The 17803-nt window shown below is 60.3% G+C and carries 17 protein-coding genes; 10 read left to right on the top strand and 7 right to left on the bottom strand.

The annotated features are described in order from the left end of the window. Nucleotides 1-223: 223 nt before the first annotated feature. Nucleotides 224-826, bottom strand: coding sequence for an isochorismatase family protein (locus AAIL66_RS05155; RefSeq protein WP_034355927.1), 603 nt, complete (start codon nt 824-826; stop codon nt 224-226). A gap of 374 nt (nt 827-1200) precedes the next feature. Here AAIL66_RS05155 and AAIL66_RS05150 point away from each other — a divergent pair, with 374 nt between their 5' ends. The 6 genes from AAIL66_RS05150 to AAIL66_RS05125 all read left to right on the top strand — a co-directional run bounded on the left by AAIL66_RS05150 (nt 1201) and on the right by AAIL66_RS05125 (nt 6354). Then, complete coding sequence (locus tag AAIL66_RS05150; RefSeq protein WP_034349623.1) at nt 1201-1827, top strand: C40 family peptidase; 627 nt, start codon at nt 1201-1203, stop codon at nt 1825-1827. Nucleotides 1828-2024: 197 nt separating this feature from the next. Continuing rightward, on the top strand, nt 2025-2276 hold the full coding sequence (locus tag AAIL66_RS05145; RefSeq protein WP_034355925.1) for a GlsB/YeaQ/YmgE family stress response membrane protein: 252 nt from the start codon (nt 2025-2027) through the stop codon (nt 2274-2276). 66 nt (nt 2277-2342) lie between these two features. After that, entirely contained in the window at nt 2343-2948 is a 606-nt protein-coding gene (locus AAIL66_RS05140) for a hypothetical protein (protein WP_034362540.1), read from the top strand. A gap of 30 nt (nt 2949-2978) precedes the next feature. Further along, complete coding sequence (locus tag AAIL66_RS05135) at nt 2979-3467, top strand: EVE domain-containing protein (RefSeq protein ID WP_343496161.1); 489 nt, start codon at nt 2979-2981, stop codon at nt 3465-3467. Nucleotides 3468-3755: 288 nt separating this feature from the next. After that, nucleotides 3756-5168, top strand: a complete 1413-nt coding sequence (locus tag AAIL66_RS05130; protein ID WP_343496160.1) for an APC family permease — start codon at nt 3756-3758, stop codon at nt 5166-5168. A 115-nt stretch (nt 5169-5283) separates the two neighbouring features. Continuing rightward, nucleotides 5284-6354: an FUSC family protein gene (locus tag AAIL66_RS05125; RefSeq protein ID WP_224650997.1), complete on the top strand. Its 1071-nt coding sequence runs from the start codon at nt 5284-5286 to the stop codon at nt 6352-6354. 48 nt (nt 6355-6402) lie between these two features. Here AAIL66_RS05125 and AAIL66_RS05120 read toward each other — a convergent pair whose 3' ends face one another. Both AAIL66_RS05120 and AAIL66_RS05115 read right to left on the bottom strand, forming a co-directional pair. Next, complete coding sequence (locus AAIL66_RS05120; protein WP_343496185.1) at nt 6403-8157, bottom strand: amidohydrolase; 1755 nt, start codon at nt 8155-8157, stop codon at nt 6403-6405. 166 nt (nt 8158-8323) lie between these two features. Beyond that, nucleotides 8324-9538: an MFS transporter gene (locus tag AAIL66_RS05115; protein ID WP_034356009.1), complete on the bottom strand. Its 1215-nt coding sequence runs from the start codon at nt 9536-9538 to the stop codon at nt 8324-8326. A 177-nt stretch (nt 9539-9715) separates the two neighbouring features. Between AAIL66_RS05115 and AAIL66_RS05110 the strand changes: the two genes are divergently transcribed. Continuing rightward, nucleotides 9716-10435 (top strand): hypothetical protein, encoded by a 720-nt coding sequence (locus AAIL66_RS05110; RefSeq protein WP_343496159.1) that lies wholly within the window; start codon nt 9716-9718, stop codon nt 10433-10435. 33 nt (nt 10436-10468) lie between these two features. On the opposite strand, the gene AAIL66_RS05105 is transcribed toward AAIL66_RS05110, so the two are convergent. Then, nucleotides 10469-11323 carry an aldo/keto reductase gene (locus tag AAIL66_RS05105; protein WP_343496158.1) on the bottom strand — a complete coding sequence of 285 codons (855 nt, stop codon included), beginning with the start codon at nt 11321-11323 and terminating at the stop codon, nt 10469-10471. Between the two features lie 200 nt (nt 11324-11523). Between AAIL66_RS05105 and AAIL66_RS05100 the strand changes: the two genes are divergently transcribed. From AAIL66_RS05100 to AAIL66_RS05090, 3 genes are all read left to right on the top strand, one after another. Next, a complete protein-coding gene (locus AAIL66_RS05100) occupies nt 11524-12375 on the top strand; it encodes a DUF2167 domain-containing protein (protein WP_034384136.1) in 852 nt (283 codons plus the stop codon). Nucleotides 12376-12463: 88 nt separating this feature from the next. After that, nucleotides 12464-13216, top strand: a complete 753-nt coding sequence (locus tag AAIL66_RS05095; protein ID WP_343496157.1) for a hypothetical protein — start codon at nt 12464-12466, stop codon at nt 13214-13216. Between the two features lie 61 nt (nt 13217-13277). Beyond that, the gene (locus tag AAIL66_RS05090; protein WP_063661164.1) at nt 13278-13592 is read left to right on the top strand and encodes a DUF2322 family protein; all 315 of its coding nucleotides are present in this window, start codon (nt 13278-13280) and stop codon (nt 13590-13592) included. Between the two features lie 6 nt (nt 13593-13598). On the opposite strand, the gene AAIL66_RS05085 is transcribed toward AAIL66_RS05090, so the two are convergent. The 3 genes from AAIL66_RS05085 to AAIL66_RS05075 form a co-directional block, all read right to left on the bottom strand. Beyond that, entirely contained in the window at nt 13599-14828 is a 1230-nt protein-coding gene (locus AAIL66_RS05085; protein WP_343496156.1) for a GGDEF domain-containing protein, read from the bottom strand. Nucleotides 14829-15000: 172 nt separating this feature from the next. Continuing rightward, entirely contained in the window at nt 15001-16155 is a 1155-nt protein-coding gene (locus AAIL66_RS05080; protein WP_004340876.1) for a YbdK family carboxylate-amine ligase, read from the bottom strand. Beyond that, nucleotides 16145-17428 carry a cation:proton antiporter gene (locus AAIL66_RS05075; RefSeq protein WP_343496155.1) on the bottom strand — a complete coding sequence of 428 codons (1284 nt, stop codon included), beginning with the start codon at nt 17426-17428 and terminating at the stop codon, nt 16145-16147. Before AAIL66_RS05075 ends, AAIL66_RS05080 begins: the two co-directional genes overlap by 11 nt. Nucleotides 17429-17803: the final 375 nt, after the last annotated feature.

Genomic DNA, 17803 nt, shown 5'->3' with positions numbered 1-17803 from the left:
CCTGGGTCCTCCTTGAAACCATCTTCTAGGAATTCGTGTCCGCCGTGCCATGGGGTATGACATAGTGCTCCTGACTCCTCGGTGGACACCCCATGGAGACCATCTGCAAGCCAGACAGCGATTCCTGGGATCTGAGCGCCACTGAATGGAAATGTGGCGATCAGCGCGCAGCCAAAAGAAAAAGCGCCCAGAAGGCGCTTATTTCCTGAATAGCTGCAAGCGATTACTTGACCAGAGCCAGCATCTCCTTGAAGGCAGGGTCTTCGCAGGTGCGCAGCCACTCGAACATCACCATTTCGGTGGTTACCAGCTCGGCGCCGGCACCTGCCAGACGGTCAAACGCTGCATCCCGGTTACGCTCGGTGCGCGAGCCGCAAGCATCCGTCACCACCCACACATCGAACTCGTCTTCCAGCAGCTCCAGCGCCGTCTGCAACAGACAGACATGGGTTTCGCAGCCGGCAATCACCACCATATTGCGCTCGGGCGCCTGCTGCTGGGGCTTTTGCAGATGCTTGGGCAGGCTGCGCGCATTGCCGCCCTGCGGCTTGGCGGGAGGACGCAGCCATTCACCCAGCCCCTCAGGCACGGCGCTGAAATACATTTTCTCCATCGTCTTCTGGCACAGCGCCTTCAGCTCCGCATTGTTGGCGCCAAGGCGCGAGGGGTTCTGCTCAGTTCCCCAGACAGGCACATCCAGCAGCTGCGCCATCTTGGCCAGCTTGACGGCATTGGCCAGCACTTGCGCGCCTTCGTGAATGACAGGCATCAGCTTGTCCTGGTAGTCCACCAGAACCAGTTGCGACTCGGAAGCTTCTAACAACATGGCAAATCTTTCTTAAAACCGTGTCAAGCCACTGCTAAAAAGCGCAGCGCTTGCGCAGGACAGGCGCGCGGCACGCTGAGGAAGCGTGTCGCATCGGCTGCAATCGATGGCGCTATTGTCGCTGCAAGCGCATGCCGGGGTAGAAAGTCCGTCAATGCAACGCCTCTCGCATGTCAATACCATGAATTGGTGCATTCCCGACCCGCATTCACCAGAATGGGGAAATCACTTACTGCAATACGCTGCAAATTTGAGAGCAGCTCACGCAATAAGCTTATGCCCGCAGCTCACTTGCTGTGCTGCATCAAAAACCAAGAGAAAAAATTGGAAATAGAGCCCCCATCCTACCAATGAACGTGTTACCCTCACGCCCCATGTCCCGATGGCTTATTGCACTTCTATTTGTCGGCGTTACCTCAGCGCACGCAGCGCCTAGCGAGCAGCGTGACGACGACATGGCCCAGTTGCTGGTCAACCGCGGCCTCATCACCCAGTTGCGTGAAGCTCGACACTCCGTGGCCGAGAAGACGACTGATTTCGTGCGCGAAGCACGTCAGAACGTGGCCGAAAAAACCTCCGATCTGGTGGTGACGGCCATGGGCTTCCTTGGCGTTCCCTATCGCCTGGGCGGCACCAATGCAGAAACCGGCTTCGACTGCAGCGGTTTTGTGCGGGCCATCTACTCCCAGACCATGGGCAAGGTTCTGCCTCGCGTCTCTGCCGAACAGGCCAATGCCACTCAGCAAATTGACCGCAGCGACCTCAAGCCCGGTGATCTGGTGTTCTTCAACACCATGCGCCGCACATTCAGCCATGTGGGCATCTACGTGGGTGATGGCAAATTCATCCACGCACCGCGCACCGGTGCCAGCGTACGTGTGGAAAGCATGCAGACCTCCTACTGGGCTCGCCGCTTTGACGGCGCCCGCCGCGTCGAAGGTGCTGACGCTTCGGCAACCACGGCTGCAGCATATAGCGCCCTGGGTCCATTGCAGCCTTGATTCTGAATCAGAGCTTGCCCAAAACGCCTGCTTTCTGCAGGCGTTTTGTTTTTTTCCTCGGGCCTCGATGTAGCCCATGCCGCCGCATGTTTTCATGCAAGAACCACGCTCGCGCCGACATTCAGAATCGTCCGACAGAGTCGATCTGCCGGGCCGCGTAGAGTCACTTTCGTCAAAGCACCAACAGGGAACAGAATATGTCCATCATCGGAACCATCATCATCGGTCTTATCGTCGGTTTGATTGCACGGGCCATCAAGCCCGGCAATGACAGCATGGGCTGGATCATGACGATTCTTCTCGGTATCGTCGGCTCGTTTGTAGCTACCTATCTGGGCTCGGCCATGGGCTGGTACCAGCCCGGGCAAACCGCAGGCTGGATCGCATCGGTCATTGGGGCCGTGATTCTTTTGTTTATTTATGGCATGGTGCGCGGTAAGGCCAACTGAATCTGAATTCCGACCAAAAGGGGCCGACAAGCCCCTTTTTCTATTTCCGTCATCTCCTTATCGAATATGTGGAAAAAAGACCCGAGCTTCAGAAACCTTAGTGCGACCAGAGCGGAGCGCAAAGACATTGCCCAAGCCGCTGAACGGGCCCGCAAACTACTGAGAAGACGGGCACTCGTCAGCGCTGCCGCCAGTGCCATTCCCATACCCGGTCTGGACTGGGCTGCTGATGCCGCCCTGCTCGCACAACTCTATCCGCGCATCAACCAGGAGTTCGGGTTGACGCCAGAGCAACTCGACCAACTCACGCCAGGAAAGCGCGAGCAAGTCCAGAAAGCCATCGCCATGGTTGGCTCCGTGCTGATCGGCAAGTTCATCACCCGCGACATGGTGCTGCGCCTCGGCAAAGCAATGGGTTTGCGCATGAGCACCAAGCAGGCCGCCAGATATGTGCCGCTACTGGGCCAGCTCGCAGCTGCATCCATAGGCTACGCGACTCTGCGCTATCTGGGCGAGCGCCATATTCAGGACTGTATGCGGGTGGTGGAAGAAGCCGAGCTGGACATTCCGGGCCGCTGGCTGGACACCCGAAATCTGCTGCAACGCAATAGCGATCTGGTGCGCAATTGGCAGCAGGATCGCGGTCCCTGGCAGCGAGACCGTGATGACTGAGACAGCAACCTCCTCACCGACAATGCACCCATGAACGACAGCAGCCTCCAAGCCCATCGTTACTGGCTCATGAAGAACGAGCCTGACGAGTACTCCATCGACCATGTTCTGGCGTCCCCCGAGCAGACCATTGCCTGGAATGGCGTGCGCAATTACCAGGCACGCAATTTCATGCGTGACGATATGCAGGTGGGTGACGGTGTGCTGTACTGGCATTCCAGTTGCGCCGAACCCGGGATTTACGGCATTGCCCGCATTGCCGGCAATCTGCGTGTGGACCCTTCACAGTTCGACCCTGCAGACCCCTATTACGATCCCAAGTCCCAGACCGACAAACCGCGCTGGCTTATGCTGGATGTGCAGGCCTTGAAAAAGATCCGCCCCCTGCTGATGCCAGAGCTGCGCGAGCAACCTCAACTGGCGCAGATGCGCGTGCTGCAAAAAGGTAATCGTCTCTCCATTACCCCGGTGACCGAAGCCGAATGGCAATGCATTCAGTCTCTGCTGCAAGGGAGTTGAGGCTGAGCATGTGCATGCTCTTCCAGTCATAGCAAGCTGTGCTGATACCGCCTTGAATTTAATGAGATTTTCATCATAAGCAACCTCGACAGTAACAAAAGCCGATAATGCCGGCTTTTCGCTGCTGCCCGACCCGAGGTTCAGCGGAACCCAAGAACGGCGCCCTGCTTCGGGGTGTGCCCAAACCATTGACAACACGGTGGCTGCCAGCCGGGGACTCGTCGCCCGCTGCCTTGCCACGCGCAGGCCGGCACAGGTTTTGTGCCGGCTCTCTTGTTCTTGTAGAAGATGACTGCACTGACCGATCACCCAGCCCAGGCGGCCTCGCCCCCTGCTCCTGCCGGCCTGCAAAAGACTCTGCTGCTATGGCATGTGGTCATCATCGGCCTGGCCTATATCCAGCCGATGACATTGCTGGACACTTTCGGCATGGTCTCGCGAGATTCGATGCAGCATGTGCCCACCTCCTACTTTGTTGCCTTGCTGGCCGTGCTGCTGACCTCGCTGAGCTACGGCCACATGATCCGGCGCTACCCCTCCTCGGGCTCGGCTTATACCTATGCGCAAAAGGCCATTCACCCCAACGTGGGCTTCATGGTGGGCTGGTCGTCGTTGCTGGACTATCTGCTCTCGCCCATGGTCAATATCCTGCTGGCCAAGATCTATCTGACATCCATGTTCCCCGAGGTCAACCACTGGGTCTGGATCGTCGGCCTGACCGCGCTGATGGTTTGCGTGAACCTGCGCGGTATTCGCTTCGTCGCCCATTTCAATGGCTTGATCGTCTTCTTCCAGCTGCTCGTCATCGGCGTCTTCACCTGCATGGTCTGGCGCGATCTGCATGCGGGCCGCAATGCCCTGGGTGCGATTGCCGGGCATGGCGGCTTGGGCCTGTGGACGCTGTCGCCCTTGTGGAGCGCCCAGGCCGAGATCGGTGCACTGATTACGGGAGCCACCGTTCTTTGCTTTTCGTTCACGGGGTTCGACTCGCTGAGCTCACTGGCCGAAGAAACTCACGACACCCGAAACACCCTGCCCAAGGCCATTTTTCTGACGGCGCTGATTTCCGGCCTGATCTTCATCGTGGCCACGTATTTCCTGCAGCTCTATTTCCCTGGCGACCCCGGTCAGTACTTCGAGGCCGTGGACGAAACCCAGCCCGAGATACTCTATCTGGTGGGCGGTGCGCTGTTCAAGTCAGTGGTGCTGTCCTTTGCCATCGTCACCGTCATGGCCTCGGGCATCGCGGCTCACGCTGGAGTATCGCGCCTGATGTATGTGATGGGCCGCGACGGCGTGATCCACCAGCGCTTCTTCGGCCACATCAGCTCCAGGTCCTTCACGCCTTCCTACAACATTCTGCTGGTGGGCGCGGTGGCGCTGACCGCTGGCTTTCTGAGTCTGGAATATGTGGTCGCCCTGATCAGCTTCGGCGCGCTGACGGCTTTCAGTTTTGTCAATCTGTCGGTGCTGGCCGAATATATGTGGCGCCAGGGCCGCTGGCACAGCCCGGGCGACCTGCTGCGCTATCTTGTCACCCCGGTGCTGGGCTTCATGAGCGTAGGCGCCATGTGGCTGGAGGTGGAGCCCAGCTCGCTGAGCTCGGGCCTCATCTGGGGCAGCATCGGCCTTGCCTATCTGGCCATCATCACCAGTGGCTTTCGCAAGACCCCGCCCCACTACGACGACTCGGCAGACTGATCCGCCGAGCTGCATTTCCGGGTGACGTGGCGTATTTCCCACAGGACAATCTCGCTACGCCCTCTAACATCCTTGAATCAGAGTCTGATTGACGGCCATGCCAAGGAGTTTGAGATTGCGCTGGAGCACCCCGTTCATGCTGGCCTGGCGCCGTGCCAAGACCACTTTTCCATCGCGAGCCAGGCTGGCCCTGCGTGATGCGATTGCCGCCGCACTGGCCAGCATGCTGGCCTGGGTCATCGCCCAGCAGCTTTGGGGCCACCCCAAGCCCGCCTTCGCCGTGGTCACCGCCGTGATCTGCCTCGCCCCTGGACTGCCCAGCCATCTGAAACAGGCGCGCAGTCTGCTCATAGGCTGCACACTGGGCATCGTGATCGGCGATCTGCTGTGGCAGTTGCCCGAGCAGCATCTGTTGCTGCGCATGAGTCTGGGCGCATTTCTCTCCATCCTGCTCGGTGCCATCATCGGCCCCGCGCCCGTGGTGCCGATTCAAGCAGGGGTCTCGGTGATTCTGGTGCTGGTGCTCGGCCCCAGCATGGCGGGCGGAGCCCGTCTGCTGGACGTCACTGTCGGCGCTGCGGTCGGGCTTATCTTCAGCCAGGTGCTGCTGACCTCCAACCCCATCAAGGATATGGGCCGGGCCGCCTCGATCTTTCTCAAACAGCTTGCCAACGGTCTGGATCTGATCCTCGGGGCCTGCCAGCAGCAAAAAGCCGATGCAGCCGAAACTGCTCTCGGCCAGCTATCACTGGCCCATGAATCGCTGGCCGCCCTGCGCGCCGCCGTAGGCCAGGCCCATTCCTCGCGCCGCTGGACCCTGCGCGGACGGCTCAATGCAGAGCGACTGGCTTTTGTCACCCGTCGCTATGACCGACACGCCGTGCGCGTCTATGCCACGGCTCTGCTGCTGGCCGAAAGTCTGAATCGTGCCACCGCCCACACCGGGATGCCACCGCCTGCGGCAATAGCGGAATACTGTCGCTGGCTGACGCATGCCTGTCTGGATCTGGCCAACCAGCCAACCGTGGTCGCACTCAGGGCCGATGATCCACTTGCGACCATGGACAGCTGCCCTGCATCACCTGCACCAACGGAAGTACTGCAGCCCGAATGGCTGCTGGTGCATGAGAACGCCCGGCAACTGGAGCGTGCGTTGCGCGCCCTTATCGGCTCGCGCGATGCGTGAAAAACATTCACCCAAACGCATACCTATCAATCGCAAGTGGCTCTCAAATCAGAAGTTTGCCCCATCGCGCTTGTAAACCGTGCGCCCTTCCTTGATGGTCTCCAGCACCTGGAGGCTGGCAAGCTGATGAGGCTCCACAGTCAGCGGGTTGCCCGAAAGCACGACCAGATCGGCCAGCTTGCCGACCTCGATGGAGCCCTTTCGGTCTTCCTCGAAATGCTGGTAGGCCGACCAAATGGTCTGCGCCTTGAGCGCCACCCAGGGCGAGACGCGATGCTCGGGCCCCAGCACGCGGCCCGAGCGCGTGGTTCGATTGACTGTGGCATCGAGCACACGCATCGACGACGGCAGAGCGACAGGCGCATCGTGGTGAGAGGTGAACACCATGCCCTCGGCCAGCACCCAGCCTGTCGGCGAGATGTTCTGCGCGCGAGGATCGCCGAGCACCGAATCATGGTGCCAATCGCCCCAGTAAAAGGTATGCATGGGAAACAGCGACGGGAAAATGCCCAGCTCCTTGAGCTGGCTCACCTGGTCGCGCCGCAGCGTCTGTCCATGGATCAGCACCGGGCGCACGGCAAGCGCCTGCTCCACGGAGCCGCTGGCACGCACGGCAGCGATGAACTGGTCGATCGCCGCGTCGCCGTTGCCATGTACCAGAATCTGCCAGCCGTTGTGGATGGCCCTGGCCACCTGCTCATTGGCCCTGGCATCGCTGAGCACCCCATAGCCTCGATAGCCGGGCTGCTGGCCATCGGGAGGCACTAGATAGGGCTCGGTCAGCCAGGCCGTCTTGCCCTGAGGCGAGCCGTCGAGCGTGAGCTTGACGCCGCCAATGCGGAAGCGATTGGTATAGTTGCGGCTGAACTTGAGCTTGTTGGCCAGCGCGCCATCGCCCAGTTGCAGTATGTCGGGATAGGACACCACGTCGATGACCAGCCTACGCGACTCGGCCGCCGCCATGGCCGAGGCGATCGCGCCTGCGTCGGAGCGCCCGTCCTGCACCGTGGTGTAGCCGAACTCCAGATAGAGCTGCTGGGCTTTTTCCAGCCAGTCCATGGACTGCTCCAGAGTGAGTTTGGGCATGATCCGGCCCAGGCTGTGGAAAAAGGCGTTCTCCTCCAGTACCCCGTTGGGCACCGGGCTACCCGCACGGCGACGAATCACTCCGCCTTCGGGGTTGGGGGTGCCGGGGCCGATGCCGGCCCGGGCCAGGGCAGCGGAATTGAGTGCGCCGAAATGCCCTGACTGATGAATCACGGCAATCGGCAGGTCTCGGGAGACGGCATCGAGGTCGTCGCGTGTGGGATGACGCCGCTCCTGGAGCTGGGAATCGTCATAGCCAAAACCGAGCACGATGCCTAGTTGTTTGACCTCGGGCGAGGTCTGGATGTACTCGCGCAGCGTCTGCTGCAAGTCGGCGATAGAGGCATTGCCGCCGTCGGGCGGAGGCAGCAGATTGGCCGAAATGGCCTGCAGTCCCACGCCGCCGATATGGCTGTGCGGATCCACAAAGCCCGGAATCAGCGTGCGCCCCTGCAAGTCCAGCATGCGCGTGGCCGGACCGCGCAAGGCCTCCAGCTCCGGCAGTGAGCCGATGGCAGCAATCACTCCGGCATTCACCGCCACAGCTTCCACCTGGGGCTGGGCGTCGTTCATGGTGAGAATCGGGCCGCCGTAATAGATCAGCTCGGCGGGCTTGACCACCGTCTTGGTACGACGCGAAGCACAGCCCGCGAGCCAGGGCGTTGATGACAATGCCGTCAGCGAAGCTGCGGTGGCGAGAAACTGGCGCTTTTGCATCATGAACCTCCACAAGACTGCAGCCTAACCGCAGTTCAGACTCGAATCATGCTTGGGCTGGCAATTGAGCCCTCTGCGCCAGCTCAAAACAACACACCAAATCGAGCTACAGCACTTTCCCACCAAGAACTGCAAGCTCACGAATACAGAGCATCACTCCCAAATCTCAGGCCCTGAGGCTGCTCCAGCAACGGCCCACTCCCAGCGCCAGCAACCAGCCCAGCACGCACATGCTGCCTGTCACCATCCACGTAAACTGCCAACCGCCCATCTGCATGGCCACGGCCGCCACCAGCGGCGGACCCACAAACTGCCCAACGCAAGACCATTGCTGCATGAAACCCACGGTGGTTGACACCGTGGCCTGGCTGGGCGCCAGATGCATGGCCGTTGTGAACAAGGTGGCCGGTATCAGGCCGCCCGTCGCTGAGAACAGTGCAACGGCCACGAAGCGCAGCCACAGCGGTGCCAAGGGCTCGCCGCCGATCTGCACATAGGCCAGCAGCGCCGTCAGCCCCATCAGCACATAGCCGGTCTGCAGGCAGCGCGCGGGACTCCAGCCCCTATGCAACAACCTGCCTGCGGCCACATTGCCCAGCATATTGCTGGCGGCGACCACGGCAGTCAGCAGGCCGGCCAGCTTGGCACTGAGTCCGGCCTCAGAATAGAGCGTGGGCAGAAAGCCGACAATGCCCATCCACTGACCCGAATACACCATAAAGCCCAGCGACACCAGCCAGGGGCCGGGGCTGCGCAATGTGAGCGCCAGACGCGGACGCCATCCTTCATCGGCAGTGGCTGCTACCGCTGCAGTGGCATCCGCAGGCACCATGCGCCAAACGGCATAGGCAGCCAAGGCGGAGGTACAACCCAGCGCAAGCCACCAGGCCTGCCAACTGGTCGCCTGCAGCACCCAAGGCCCAAGCAGCAAGCCCATGGCGCTGCCAATGGGCATATAGGAACCCCACCAGCCCATTCGCGCCCCCAGCTCTGACGGCTTGACGCTGCGACGAATCAGCCCTGGAGCAGGCATGGCGACCAGCAAGAATCCCAGACCTTCCAGAGCGCGCAGCGCCAGCAACCAGGCAAAGCCCGTGGCCGCAGCGCCCACCATGCTGGACAGCGCCATCAATAACAGCCCCATCAGCAAGCTGCGACGCAGACCCCATTTGTCGGCGCCCAGGCCCACCACCAGGCCCAGCACCATGCCCGCCACCTGAACGGTGGAAAGAAGAAATCCGGCCTGCACCAGGGACACGCCCAGTTGCTGCTGCAGCAGGGGCACGGCGGGCGGCAGCTTGCCCACATGCAGCGAGGCACTGACGCCGGCTGCGACGATGATCCATGAGGGGTTCAGACCCCGGTTAGTCACAGGCTCCACCACGTTGTCTCTTTTTCTCAGCTAGGTGATATGTCAACTATCTAGCATATGGCAAAACGCGAGACCGATTGACAAGCTTTGCTGCAAGCGCTGCCGGAGCATGCCACTCTCGCCCTGATCGCGTAAAAATTGTGCAAACTCGCTTTCATGGCCGACGACTCCGTTTGAAAGAACTCCATGCGCTCTTCGCTTGATTTCAGCTCCTGGACCTCCTTGCTCTCCACTGTGCTGGGCCTGTTGCTGGTGACCTGCCTGATGATGGGCATTCGCCTGTTGTTCATGCAGACCGTGCAAAAACGACGCGAGCGTGAGAACCGGCAGATCAACGAACGACTCAAGACCTTGATCGCCGCCTACAAAACGTTGGGCAGCTCGTTCACCGGCACGCTGAGCGTGAGCCCTCTGCATCTGCGCGACCTGAGGCAAAACAATGAGACGCCGCCACAACCGCCAGCCGCAGCTAGCCTGAACGAGCGCCGGCGTCGTATCCGGGATGCCGTGGAAGCCGCGCTGTCCGACATCATCCTGCTGGGTACCGAGGAGCAGGTGGAACTGGCGGCCCGTGCCGCCCGGGATATGGTGGCCGGTCGACCTATCGAGACCGCCGCGCTGGTCACCTCGCTGCGCGGCTTTATTCGCGACGCTCTGGATCTTGAACCCATTCCCTCGCATCTCCAGATACCGTCCCAGGGCCCGGTAAGGCCGAATACCGGGGGAGCCGGAGGAAATCGCAAGGCCGGTGAAACTCAGGGTTCGGGCGGTCGCAGTGGCGCAGGCGCTCAGGGCACAGGCACAGGCACAGGCATGGGAGTGGGAGGCCTGGGGCTGGGCGCCGGACTGGGTTCAGGTCTGAGCACTGGTACGGGCAGCGAGGATCTCACGGACCGTCGCTCATGACACCGCCTCGCCCAAGCCTCAGGCCCTTCTTGCTCAGAGAATGTCCAGCGGCTGCTTGAAGCGCGGCGGGGGCGAGGCAGCGTCGATCAGCGCAAGCTCCTCCGGGCCGAGCTTGAGCTGCAGTGCACGGGCGTTGTCTCGGATATGGTCTTCGGAACCGCTCTCGGGAATCGCTAGCACTTTGCCGCTGCGCAGAGCCCAGGCCAGAGCCACCACACTGGCACTGACACCATGGCGATCACCGATTTCAGCCAGCAGGCTGTGCTCAATCAGCTCTCCATGTCCTAGCGGGCAATAAGCCATCACGGTCACGCCATTCTTCTGGCACCAGGGCAGCAAGTCATATTCGATGCCGCGGCTGAAAACGTTGTAGAGCACCTGATTGACCACGCAGTTGCGTCCGCCCGGAACTTGCCACAGCTCCTGCATATCGTCAGTGTCGAAGTTGGAAACGCCCCAATGACGAATCTTGCCCTGCGTCTTCAGGTCCTCAAACGCGGCTACCGTCTCGGCCAGCGGCGTATTTCCGCGCCAGTGGAGCAGATAGAGGTCGATACAGTCCACTCCCAGCTTATGGGCGCTGGCCTCGAGCGCACGCACCACTCCCTTGCGGCTGGCATGCATGGGTAGCACCTTGCTGACCAGAAAAGGCCGGGACCGACTTGGCGGCCAGTCACGCAGCACATCGCCAATCAGTTCTTCGGAAAGGCCGTCGCCATACATCTCGGCGGTGTCGATCACGCTCAAGCCGATTTGCAATCCGGTGAGCAAGGCCGCTTTCTCCTCGTCCCAGCTACGCCGCCCCTGGCCAAGGTGCCAGCTGCCCATGCCCAGATTGGCATGTCCCTGTAAGAAAGATATGGCACTGTGCATATGATCGATCCCCATGAAAAATCTTTAAAACATGCTTTTTGTCCGATATTACTGACGCTTTGAGCTATCGATCCTGCTAATTTTGTCAGCTCAGTTTGAGCCGCGTTATGCTTCGCGTGCGAATCAACGACTGATGATTCGAATGCGTATGTGAAATCAAGTTCGCTATTACCAATAGCAATCCTCAATAAATTCATAACACGGGAGTTCATTGAATGTTCAAGTCCATCGCGGCCGCCGTTCTCGGCCTGTCACTTTCTCTGGGCGTCTGGGCCAAGACCGAAGCCACTCAGGAGTTACCGCCTGAAATCAAGGCCCTGCACTGGCAGGAAAGCGGCAAGGGAGAAATCGCTGACAAGGCCAGCGTCAAGATTCCATCGGGCTATGCCTTTCTCGGCGAGGCCGACACATCCAAGCTGTTGCAGGCATTTGGCAACCCACCCAGCAGCGATCACTTTTTGATAGCACCCAAATCGCTGGACTGGTTTGCCGTGTTTTCGTATGACGACACTGGCTACGTGAAGGACGACGAAAAGATCGATGCCGACGACTTGCTCAAATCCATGCAGTCAGGCGACAAGGCCGGCAACGAGCAACGCAAGAAGCTGGGTCTTGAAGCGCTCTACACCGATGGCTGGCAGGTTCCCCCACATTACGACACAGCCACCAAGCGACTGGAGTGGGGTCTACGTCTGCGCGGCGAGTCGGGCGAGAAGAATGTCAACTACACCTCGCGCATTCTGGGTCGTAGCGGCGTGATGACTGCCACCCTGGTCTCCGACACCGCCACACTGGCCCAGAACACCGACGAATTCAAGAAGGTACTCGCCGGCTTCGACTACAACAGCGGCCAGACCTATGCCGAGTTCAAGAACGGTGACAAGGTTGCCGCCATCGGCCTGGGTGCACTAGTGCTCGGCGGCGCTGCCGCAGTGGCCACAAAGAAAGGCCTGTGGGGCGCGATTGCAGGCTTTCTGGCTGCAGGCTGGAAAATCATTGCAGCCGCAGCGGTCGCGCTGTTCGCAGGCATAGGCAAATTGTTTGGCCGCAAGAAAGCCGCAGAATAAGACAGTCGATCGGTCGCAGCCTCAACCCCTGTAACCCCGCCCCGCGCATCGCTAAGATCGCGGGGTTTGTCTTTTCCCGAAAGCCGTCTTGTACTTCACGATCTCCACGCAGCTGCAGGTAGTTCTGGCCATTGTCCTGTTCTATCTTTATGACGCGGCCTTGCTGCTCAAGCCAGAAGAGGGTTTGCTGCGCCCGCTACGCTCGGGATGGCGGGCACAGCTGGCCAGCCGGGGCTTCGAGCTGCGTCAGAGCCGCCTGCTATGGCTGCCTGTTTTTGCACTACACCAGCCCGTCTACCGGCAGCGCTGGAGCTCCACGCGGATTCATCTGCCCGGTGACGCGGCATTTTCAAAGGCAGTGGAGGCACATGCGCGCAGCTTCAAAGCATTTGCGCTGCCACTGTATCTGCTGGCTGCGCTGCTGTTTCTCTGTCTTCCCGCTGCCTTGCTGGTGCTGCATTCCGAACTGCTGCAGCTGATAGCACTCGCGCTGATCTATCTGAGCACGGCCTGCCTGAGCTGGCTGGCCCTGCGCCACGGCAAGCAGGGCCACAGCAATCGGGCCTTCGCGCGCTCTACGGCGTTTCAGATTTTGCTGTGCCCGCCATTTGCCCTCAATGTAGTGCGCAAGCTTTCGCTGTCCTACGAGACTGAAGCCGATTTGCTGCAGGCGGCGCAGGCCCTCATGAGCGCCGCACAGTGGCAGGACCTTGCAGCACAGGTTCAGCAGCTGATGCAGCGCGAAATGGATGAAATTGCCGAGCTGCCCGAATATGCACCAACGCTTGCGCAGATGCAGCAGGCGCTGCGGGTGCTGGAGCAAAACAGCGCCTGCAGCTGAACACGCCGTCAGACTGCCTCACAATAGCGGCTTCCATCACAGCGACCATCGCGAGCACACCATGGCCTTTGCCGACAACCTCAAGCAACTTCCCTCCATCGCCCATGTCGCCGAGCTACAGCTGATCGACTCCGACGGCAAGCTTGCCGCAAGCATTCCGAATGCGCCTGGAAAGGCCGGCTCTGTCACGGTCTACAACGCCCTCTACGCAAAACATGGCAGCATCAATGTCGCCGCCGCCGAAGAGGGGCTGCTGCTGTTTGCAGAGCACACCGAAGACGCCAAGGCACGCCCCGGCGCTCACCCCAATATCGATCGACTGCTGGAGGTGATTGCAAGCGGCAAGGGTTATGCCGTAACGGTGATTGCAGCCTGAGCGTCTTCAGGCCCTTTCCCGGTTAGAAAGGCTTGACCTTCTTGCCTTGCTTTCTAGCGCCTGAGGCAGAAGGTATTCGGGGTCCGCACGCTGAACGCGGTTGCGCCCGGCGCTCTTGCCTCGATAAAGAGCGACATCGGCCTGCTGCAGCGTGATGTCAAATGCCTGAGAAGTGATGAACGGATTGGAAACACCAATCGTCGCCGTGCAAGTGACAGAGCCGTGCAGGCTGATGCCAGGTATCGCGATTTCCGCAATCGCCGCACGTATTCTTTCGGCCAGTTGCAGAACTTCATCCCCCTTCAGGCCAGGGCAAAGAACCAGAAACTCCTCGCCACCCAGACGACATTTCAGATCACTCTTGCGCGTGCTTTGCTGAATCGCTTCTGCCACGCGACGCAGCACGTTGTCGCCAAACTGGTGCCCATAGTTGTCGTTGATGCGCTTGAAATGGTCAATGTCCACGATCAAAAGGTGGACAGGATCGGCTTTCCTGACTGCGAAATGCGCCTCCAGCTCATCTAGCAAACCACGACGATTGAGCAGCTTGGTCAACGGATCCTGCGCTGCCATGCTGCCGAGTTCGTCGGTGAGACGGCGCAACGCCAGCCAGACAGCGCCTGGCGGAATCACCGTACCGAGGAAAGACATATAGATATAGAACACCATCTGGAAACGGCTGTTCATGTCCAAAGCCTGTAACCCACCCTTTAGGATCAGCATGAGCTTCATGGCATTGAGACCACATATGCCCGCGATCAGGATGGCAAACACCACCATCTCCACGGCCATATTCCTGGCAAAGCTGCGCGTTCCCCAAAGCAAAGTGATCGTCATGCAGAGAAACAGCAAAGTGCATGCCGCAGCCAACATGGCCTGACGCGCCTCCAGACCAAGCGTAGACTGCACCAGCACCTGAGCCGCGCTGTAGGCCAGTGCCAAAATCAGCAGCGGACGCCATACCGGCGTCGGCCGATTGAAAAACCGCATCGCACCCAGCACATACGCTACCGGCGCGCAAAGCGTCAGCGTGTGATTGACGAGGCTCATCGCACTCCAGCCAGGCTTGCCGCCCAACAACTGCAATATATAGGCACAACCAAGCAGCAGATTGCCCAGCGCAAAGACCTCCATGCCCATTTTTCTGCCGGGCAGCCTGCGACTGATCAGCATGAACAGAACGCAAAAACACAACAGATGCACGCAGAGCATGCCAAGGATGACGGTCGCAACCATGAAATCGCTCATATCCGATAAAGCTAGGCCCCGCCTGGTCCAGGCAATGAGAACAGCCGGACCTGCGGATCAACAAAGCAGGTCTGGTCCAGGCTTTACTCAAGCCTTTCTCCCCACTCTTAAGTGTTGGCAACTCTAATGCCTTGCGCCGAGCCGATAATGTCAACGCCCGTCAGGGCCTGCCGGCGAATCTGAGCGAAGCCTGGCGCACCACCTCCGGCAACTGCTGCACCCGGGCATAGCTCTCGCGCAGCCAGCTCGCATCGTTGCCGCCCTGCAGCACCTGGGCCAGCTCCTGCAAAGCGCTCTTGCCGGATGCCGGCGCATGACCGGTGATGCGCCCCAGCGTCTGCTCGATATGCTCGCGCAGCGGCAGTTGCTCGCTGGTGGCAGGGTCCACATAGGTGCCGTCCAGACCAAAGCGGCAGGCCTGGAAGCGGTTATAGGTATAGACCAGATAGTCGTCTTCGCTGGGTTCAAAGGGCTGCTCACTGAGGAACCAGGCGCCCAGCGCCTGAACATAGGCCGCCAGTTGCGCTGCGCGATGGATGGACAGCGGCGTATCGAAGACACGAACTTCCACAGTGCCGAACTCGGGCTTGGGACGGATATCCCAGTAAAAGTCCTTCATGCTGTGAATCACGCCCGTGGCAGCCATCTTGACAAAATAGCGCTCGAAGTCTTCCCAGTGCAAGGCAAATGGCGCACGCCCCGAGAGCGGAAATGCGAACACCGAGTTCAGACGCGCGGAGTCAAACGCCGTGTCCTGCCCCTGCACAAAGGGACTGGATGCGGACAGCGCAATGAAATGCGGGATATAGCGCGAGAGCCGGTGCAGCATCATCAGCGCATCATCGGCACTGGGACAGCCCACATGCACATGCTGGCCGAAGATGGTGAACTGCTTGGTCAGATAGCCGTACAGCGCCGTCAGCTCCTTGAAGCGCGGCTTGTCGTAGATGCGCTGCTGGTGCCATTGCTGAAACGGGTGCGTACCGCCGCCGGCCAGCGCGATATTAAGCCGATCAGCAGCCTTAACCAGGGCATCGCGCGTGACCGCCAACTGCTCATACGCGTCCTGTGCATCGCTACAAATACCGGTCGAGATTTCGATCATGCTGGCCGTCACCTCGGGAACGATGGAGCCCGGAACCTTGGCGTTCTTGAGCAGAGCCAGCATATCGGGCGCATAAGGCGTCATATCGTAGTGATGGGTGTTGAGCAGCTGCAGCTCCAGCTCCACGCCCAGCGTCAACGCCTGAGATGGCGCGAATTCGCCCAGACCATCGGCCGCTGCCGTTTGAATGTGTTCGACTTCATGCGTCATGACGCCTCTCCCCTCTTTGCAAGGCTGCGCGGCCCACGCCGCGATGGGCATCGCCGCTGCGCCACAGCGCCGTGGCAGCCAGCAACACACCCAGTACCTCACACAAGGCAATCATGGGCAAGGCAATGGCCGCGAGCTGCTGGGCCACGCTGGCATTGAAAGCAGTCCACTGCGACACCAGAGCAGAGACCATAAGCAGGGCCACCCCCGAGAGCGCAAACTGTCCGCAGGCCACGGGCCACTGTCTCCGCCAGCCTATGGCCGTACCATGACCCAATAGCAAAACTGCAGAAAATTTGCCGACTGCCCTTGCCAGTACGGCGCTAGCCACTACCGAAACAAGAGCGAACGACATGCCGACCTGGGCTGCCATACTGGCCACCAGTACAAACATCAGCAGATTGAGCATGGCATTGGCCGCCTGAAAGGCCTGGGGCCAGATCAATGGCATGGGACTGAGATTGCGCAGCATCAGCCCCGCAACCATAAAGCCCAGCGCGGCCGAACCACCCCATTGCTCTGCCAGCAGACAGACCGCAGTCATTGCCGCGAGCAGATAGAAGGCCGTGCTGTCGCTGCGCGATGACTGCCAACGCAACACCGGCCAAAAAGCGGCCGTGACCAGCAAGGCCCAGAACAGGGTCAGCAGCAGGCTGAGCAGCAAACGCCCCAGTCCCGCAGCCGAGAACTGCAGGCCGCCGCCTGCCGCAGCTGCGGCAGGAACAAATACTACCGTCAGCACCAGCGCCCCCAGCAACGCCAGCAAGGTGCTGATGGTTGCCAGCAGCAGACTGCGATCCGTCACGGCACCGCTGGCACGCAAATCATCGGCAATGCGCAGCAGTACGGCCGGCGATGCTGCCATGGATATCACGCCGACGGCCAGCGCCACGGCCCAGCCCCAGCCCAGCGCCAACAAAGCGGCGGTCACCACCACCAGAGTCAATAACGACTCGCCCAGGCTTTGCAGCAGCAGCCAGGGCTGACGCAGCAGCCAAGGAAGGGAAACTTGGGATGCAGCCAGCAACAGGCTCGCGCCCACTGCCAGCTCCAGCAACAGCGCCGAACTGCCCTGCAGAGGCCAGGGCAGGTCACCAAACCCCACCCAGCCGGCCACCAGGCCGACCATGGTGTAGCCCAGCATGCGTGGATAGCCGGTAAAGCGATGAACCATATGACCGAGCAAGGCGGCGGCCGAAACCAGCACGCACCAGCTCAGCAGCGGTGGAAAGCCAGCAGGCCAGATGCCCGCCTCCAGATTGCCGAACGGCATATAGCGCCCTCCTGTATCAAGACCCGGATAGTGCGACAAATCGCGTCACCAGGGTTGGTGCAGGCAGCGTTGCGAAAGAGATGCGGTCAGCGCCGCGTGAAATTCCGGCCATGCGCCGGAATGCAACACCTGCTATTGCGCAACCAGCTCTTCACCCACAGGATCAAGGCGGCCGCCACGTACGCCCCAGCTCCTGTTCAGATAACGACAGAAACTATCTCGGAGCGCTACAAACATCATAGAGTCCCTGCATCCAATGGCGTTACAGGGTGTCAGCCTTCCGACATTTCTGTGACCGAATGCATTGCTTGGTGCAGTTTTGCAAACCAGCGGATCATGAAAAACGCCGGGCTCAACTCAGCGTTGACCCGGCGT

This window comes from Comamonas sp. F1-6, assembly GCF_039581415.1.
GTDB classification, from domain to species: domain Bacteria; phylum Pseudomonadota; class Gammaproteobacteria; order Burkholderiales; family Burkholderiaceae_C; genus Comamonas; species Comamonas thiooxydans.
Note: the sequence above shows the minus strand (reverse complement) of the source record. Positions and strands in the feature narration are given on the sequence as shown.

What these genes read in the sequence shown, in the direction of transcription:
- AAIL66_RS05145 (WP_034355925.1), top strand. Translation starts at nt 2,025, where the DNA reads ATGTCCATCATCGGAACCATCATCATCGGTCTTATCGTCGGTTTGATT.
- AAIL66_RS05085 (WP_343496156.1), bottom strand. Translation starts at nt 14,828, where the DNA reads ATGGTTGCGACCGTCATCCTTGGCATGCTCTGCGTGCATCTGTTGTGT.
- AAIL66_RS05155 (WP_034355927.1), bottom strand. Translation starts at nt 826, where the DNA reads ATGTTGTTAGAAGCTTCCGAGTCGCAACTGGTTCTGGTGGACTACCAG.
- AAIL66_RS05105 (WP_343496158.1), bottom strand. Translation starts at nt 11,323, where the DNA reads ATGGGGATCGATCATATGCACAGTGCCATATCTTTCTTACAGGGACAT.
- AAIL66_RS05080 (WP_004340876.1), bottom strand. Translation starts at nt 16,155, where the DNA reads ATGACGCATGAAGTCGAACACATTCAAACGGCAGCGGCCGATGGTCTG.
- AAIL66_RS05090 (WP_063661164.1), top strand. Translation starts at nt 13,278, where the DNA reads ATGGCCTTTGCCGACAACCTCAAGCAACTTCCCTCCATCGCCCATGTC.
- AAIL66_RS05130 (WP_343496160.1), top strand. Translation starts at nt 3,756, where the DNA reads ATGACTGCACTGACCGATCACCCAGCCCAGGCGGCCTCGCCCCCTGCT.
- AAIL66_RS05150 (WP_034349623.1), top strand. Translation starts at nt 1,201, where the DNA reads ATGTCCCGATGGCTTATTGCACTTCTATTTGTCGGCGTTACCTCAGCG.
- AAIL66_RS05140 (WP_034362540.1), top strand. Translation starts at nt 2,343, where the DNA reads ATGTGGAAAAAAGACCCGAGCTTCAGAAACCTTAGTGCGACCAGAGCG.
- AAIL66_RS05120 (WP_343496185.1), bottom strand. Translation starts at nt 8,157, where the DNA reads ATGCAAAAGCGCCAGTTTCTCGCCACCGCAGCTTCGCTGACGGCATTG.
- AAIL66_RS05110 (WP_343496159.1), top strand. Translation starts at nt 9,716, where the DNA reads ATGCGCTCTTCGCTTGATTTCAGCTCCTGGACCTCCTTGCTCTCCACT.
- AAIL66_RS05075 (WP_343496155.1), bottom strand. Translation starts at nt 17,428, where the DNA reads ATGCCGTTCGGCAATCTGGAGGCGGGCATCTGGCCTGCTGGCTTTCCA.
- AAIL66_RS05100 (WP_034384136.1), top strand. Translation starts at nt 11,524, where the DNA reads ATGTTCAAGTCCATCGCGGCCGCCGTTCTCGGCCTGTCACTTTCTCTG.
- AAIL66_RS05135 (WP_343496161.1), top strand. Translation starts at nt 2,979, where the DNA reads ATGAACGACAGCAGCCTCCAAGCCCATCGTTACTGGCTCATGAAGAAC.